At 71.5% G+C, this 4,034-nt stretch carries 6 protein-coding genes; 2 read left to right on the top strand and 4 right to left on the bottom strand.

Features of this window, described 5'->3' with window-relative positions:
* Positions 1-140 precede the first annotated feature (140 nt).
* From FV223_RS21895 to FV223_RS21885, 3 genes are all read right to left on the bottom strand, one after another.
* Positions 141-416 (bottom strand): PsiF family protein, encoded by a 276-nt coding sequence (locus FV223_RS21895; protein WP_147728969.1) that lies wholly within the window; start codon positions 414-416, stop codon positions 141-143.
* Between the two features lie 284 nt (positions 417-700).
* Entirely contained in the window at positions 701-904 is a 204-nt protein-coding gene (locus tag FV223_RS21890; protein WP_147728968.1) for a hypothetical protein, read from the bottom strand.
* 170 nt (positions 905-1,074) lie between these two features.
* Entirely contained in the window at positions 1,075-1,308 is a 234-nt protein-coding gene (locus FV223_RS21885) for a DUF2171 domain-containing protein (RefSeq protein WP_147728967.1), read from the bottom strand.
* A 195-nt stretch (positions 1,309-1,503) separates the two neighbouring features.
* Here FV223_RS21885 and FV223_RS21880 point away from each other — a divergent pair, with 195 nt between their 5' ends.
* Complete coding sequence (locus FV223_RS21880) at positions 1,504-2,244, top strand: SAM-dependent methyltransferase (protein WP_246689758.1); 741 nt, start codon at positions 1,504-1,506, stop codon at positions 2,242-2,244.
* Positions 2,245-2,322: 78 nt separating this feature from the next.
* Here FV223_RS21880 and FV223_RS21875 read toward each other — a convergent pair whose 3' ends face one another.
* Positions 2,323-3,669 (bottom strand): amino acid permease, encoded by a 1,347-nt coding sequence (locus tag FV223_RS21875; RefSeq protein ID WP_246689757.1) that lies wholly within the window; start codon positions 3,667-3,669, stop codon positions 2,323-2,325.
* Here FV223_RS21875 and FV223_RS21870 point away from each other — a divergent pair.
* Positions 3,668-3,931: a hypothetical protein gene (locus FV223_RS21870; RefSeq protein ID WP_147728966.1), complete on the top strand. Its 264-nt coding sequence runs from the start codon at positions 3,668-3,670 to the stop codon at positions 3,929-3,931. The genes FV223_RS21875 and FV223_RS21870 overlap by 2 nt on opposite strands.
* The last annotated feature ends 103 nt before the right edge of the window (positions 3,932-4,034 follow it).

Below are 4,034 nucleotides of genomic sequence, written 5' to 3'. Positions count from 1 at the left end.
CCTGGCAGCTGCCGAGGGCGAGCAGGATGCAGGCACCGAGGAGGGACAGCCGCATCCGGCCGACCTCATCACCGATGGGCCGACGTCGCGGACGCACGGTCGGCGAGAGCGGGATCAAGGCGGCGCGCCGGACGACCGGATCAGGATCGGCCGTGCTTGCACGAATTCCGGAAGGCCTTGCGCGCCTTGCCGTGCAGGCCCTGCTTGTCGGCCTGCATCGAGCATTCCTTCGATCGCGCGGTGCGATCCGCCTTCGGCGCCGCGGGCTTGCTCCCCGGTGCGGTGGGATTGGCCGCCGGTGCGGTGGCCGCCGACCCCGGCACCGCGCCGGGCGCGTTCGCCGTGCCCTGCGCACGTGCGGGGGCGACGAGGAGAAGGCTGCTGGCGACCAGCGAGGCGGCGAGACCGAGCTTCATGATGGTAGGCTCCCGTGAGGCGGCTGAAACGGATCCGCCCGGCCCGGCGTTCCGCCCCACACGGATCGTTGATCGACGCGTTTGCGCGGGTTCTGCGACTCCGGTCCGATTCGAACGCCGTTCGGTCATTCTTCGGCAACCTGTCTGCCGCACCATGCCTTCACTGCCTCGGCAGCCAGCAGATCTGCCCGATCCGCTGCGGCGGCCCTGCCTGCCCTCTCGGGCAGGGTCGCCTCCCCGGGCCTGGCGCGACGCTCCCCCGGCCCTTCCGTCCCGATCGTCTGTCACGGCTCCGAGACTTCGGGGGCGGCGCCTTCGCCGTCCTCCGTGCCGTCGCGGCCGGCCTCGGGCGGGGCTTCCTCCATCTCGGTGGTCTGCAGCCAGGTCATCAGGCGCTGCAGGCTGTCGAGGGACGGTTCCTCGGGGCGAGCGGTGGCGAGCGCCGCGCGGACTTCGCGCAGAAACGCCTCGGCATCGTCATCGGACATCGCGGCTCAACACGGTTGATGCCATTCCCGGTCGCTCATCGGAGACGATGACGGAGCCCGGCAGCCGTTGGCCGGGGGCTCGTCGCCCGTTGCGCCGAACGCCGTGGATACCGCGTTCGGGCCTGTGCGGGGACGGAACGCGACGCCCCGGCGCCGCGGATCCCATGGGGTCAGGACGTCGACCACTCGCGCTTGACCTCCTCGGCCGGCCGGTCGAGGCGGACGGTGTCGCCCTCGACCGCCTGGACGAAGTCGACCGGGATATAGTGGTGCAGGCCCCCGGCGGCCGCGTCCTTCTTCGTCAGCTTAATCTCGCCCTTGTCGACGTGATCGACCGTGCCGACGTGGGCTCCGTCCGAGCCGACGACCTCGGCGTGTTCCTTGATCTGCCCGACGTCGACCATGCGTTTTCTCCCATAATACGGCTGTCTCAACGGGATGCGCCGCGTCGATGTTCCTCGTTCACGCTCCCGGCACAGGCCGTCGATCGGGCATGAACTGTCGATCGGGCCGTCCTGACGCTGGCTGGCTCCGGCGGAACTGTCCCGGGCGGATGCGGTTGCGCTCATCACAGGCCTACGGACGGGGTGAGGTTCATCGTGCGCGACTGCAAGCGACCGTCACGCCGGAGCCTGCTGCGATCCGGGGGCGGCGTCGTCGCCGGCACGCTGCTCGGGATGACGGCCGCCGCGGGTGCGGAGAGCGAGGCGGGAGGGCCGGCTGTGACGGAGACGGGCCGGCGCGCGAAGTCCCTCGACACCGACTACTTCAAGGGCATGTACGCCACCGAGGCCGATCCCTGGCAGTTCGCCTCGAGCGCCTACGAGCGTGCCAAGTACCAGGCGACGCTCGCCGCCCTGCCCCGGCACCGCTACGCGTCCGCCCTCGATGTCGGCTGCTCGATCGGGGTGTTCACGCACCAGCTCTGTCAGCGCTGCGATGCCGTGGTCGGGCTCGACGTGGTTCCCTCCGTGATCGAGGCGGCCCGCGCCCGCTGCGCCGATTGCGCGAATGCGCGCTTCCAGCTCGCCGCCGTTCCGGGGCAATGGCCCGACGGGCGGTTCGACCTGATCGTGATCTCGGAGGTGGCCTACTACCTCGACCGGGCCGATCTCGCGCGTCTCGTCGCACGGGTGGAGAACGCGGTGCTGCCCGAGGCCGACATCGTGCTGGTGCACTGGCTCGGCGTCACCCACTACCCGCTTTCCGGCGACGACGCGGCCGAAGGCTTCATCGCCGGCGCGAAGGGCTTCGCGCGGGTGCTGGCGCAGTCGCGAACCGCCGAGTACCGGCTCGACGTGCTGCGCGCGACCAAGCCGGGCGCCGCCTCGACGCCGTGATCGCGCTTCGGGAACGGTGCGCGCCAGCGGTCTCGGCCGGCCTCGCGTCGCACGCATCGGCTTCGGGATCGAGCGGCCTCATCGCATCGGCGTCCGGTCCCTGCGCCGGGCCAGCCCGTCCGCGACGACGAAGAGCAGCAGGCCGGCCAGCATCAGGAGGAAGCCCGCGAGCGACTGGAGCGGTCGCGAGGCGACCAGGTGGACCAGCATGAACAGCGTGACGCCGAGGAAGATCAGCGGCGTGACCGGATAGCCCCAGGCGCGGACCGGCCGCGGCAGGTCGGGCCGGGTGATGCGCAGCCTGATCACGCCGAGGACGGTGAGGAACGAGCACAGGATCAGGCTGAACTGGATGAATTCCAGCACCGCCTCGAAGCTGCGGGTGAGGAGCAGCAGGCTCGCGACGACGGCCTGCAGCAGGGTCGCGGCCACGGGCACGCCGGTGCGGGCGCGCCGCGCGAACATGCGCAGCAAGGGCGCGTCCTCGCCCATCGCCACGGTGACGCTCGGCCCGATCCACATCATGGCGCTGATCGTCGGGATCAGGCCGAGGCAGATCAGGATGCCGACGAGCCGCCCACCCGCCTCGCCGAACACGTGGCGCCCGCTGATCAGGGCGACCTCGATCTGCCCGGCGAGCTCCGCGGTCGGCGTCGTGTAGAGGAACACCGCGTTCAGCGCGACGTAGAGCACGAGCACGACGCCCGTCCCGACGAACAGCGCCCGCGGCAGGCTGCGCGGCGGATCGGCCAGGTCCCCGACGATGTAGGTCGCCGCGTTCCAGCCCGTGTAGGCGTACATCACGAAGACGAGGCTCACCGCGAAGCTCGCGCTGAAGATCTGGCCCGGGTCGGCGGCGCTCGGCGCGAAGTCGGTCGACCCGCCCCCGCCGCCGGCGAAGCCCGCGACGATGAAGAGCACGATCAGCGCGAGCTTCAGCAGCGTGAAGCCGACCTGGATCGCATCGCCGTGGCGGCCCCCGACCAGGCGGATGGCGGTCACCCCCCAGACGACCGCGAGGCCGAGGGGCAAGGGCGGGGTCCCCGGCAGGATCGCCTGCGCATACTGGCCGAACGCCATCGCCGCGAGCGCCACCGGCGTGGCGAATCCGACAGTCGCCGAGAGCCAGCCGGCCATGAAGCCGAAGGCGGGGCCGTAGGCGCGGGTGAGGAAGTTGTACTCGCCGCTGGAGCGGGGAAACATCGCCGCCAGCTCGGCGTAGCTGAACGCCCCGCACAGGGCGACGACGCCGCCGACGAACCACAGCAGCAGCAGCGTGAAGCCGGACGTGATGTCCGTGACCTGGAAGCCGAGGCTGGTGAAGACGCCGACCCCGACCATGTCGGCGATCACGATCGACGTCGCCGCCCGGGTCGAGACGAGCGGCGCCGTTCGCGTCGCGGGCGGATCACCGATGTCGGACATGGCCGCGATCATCGCCGCGCCGACCCGCGCGATCAAGCGCGAGGGCTCGGGCACCGGATACGGCGCGGTTCCGACCGGAGAGGGGCAGGCACCGGCCTCGGCGGATGCGGACACCGATCGGCAGGCACCCGCCGCGCGACATCGGGACACGGGCGGTCCGCAACCTCACGGTGACGATCCGGTAGCGCCGAGCCGTCGATCCGTGTTGAAAGGTTGCGGAAACGCGGGGGGCGGAAGCGTCGGCATGAGCCTTCGGACGTGAGCACGATCCCCGATCGCGCCGACGCCGCCGGATGCGGGGATGCGCCGCGCCGGCGGTTGCCGCTCGGCGAGCTCGGGCGGACGATCCAGGGTCTGCGGGCGGG

The sequence above is a fragment of the Methylobacterium sp. WL116 genome (genome assembly GCF_008039455.1).
Classification (GTDB): domain Bacteria; phylum Pseudomonadota; class Alphaproteobacteria; order Rhizobiales; family Beijerinckiaceae; genus Methylobacterium.
Note: the sequence above shows the minus strand (reverse complement) of the source record. Positions and strands in the feature narration are given on the sequence as shown.

Bases quoted from the DNA above. Each gene is read 5' to 3' on its own strand.
- FV223_RS21870 (WP_147728966.1), top strand. From the start codon at position 3,668: ATGGCCGCGATCATCGCCGCGCCGACCCGCGCGATCAAGCGCGAGGGC.
- FV223_RS21885 (WP_147728967.1), bottom strand. From the start codon at position 1,308: ATGGTCGACGTCGGGCAGATCAAGGAACACGCCGAGGTCGTCGGCTCG.
- FV223_RS21875 (WP_246689757.1), bottom strand. From the start codon at position 3,669: ATGTCCGACATCGGTGATCCGCCCGCGACGCGAACGGCGCCGCTCGTC.
- FV223_RS21890 (WP_147728968.1), bottom strand. From the start codon at position 904: ATGTCCGATGACGATGCCGAGGCGTTTCTGCGCGAAGTCCGCGCGGCG.
- FV223_RS21895 (WP_147728969.1), bottom strand. From the start codon at position 416: ATGAAGCTCGGTCTCGCCGCCTCGCTGGTCGCCAGCAGCCTTCTCCTC.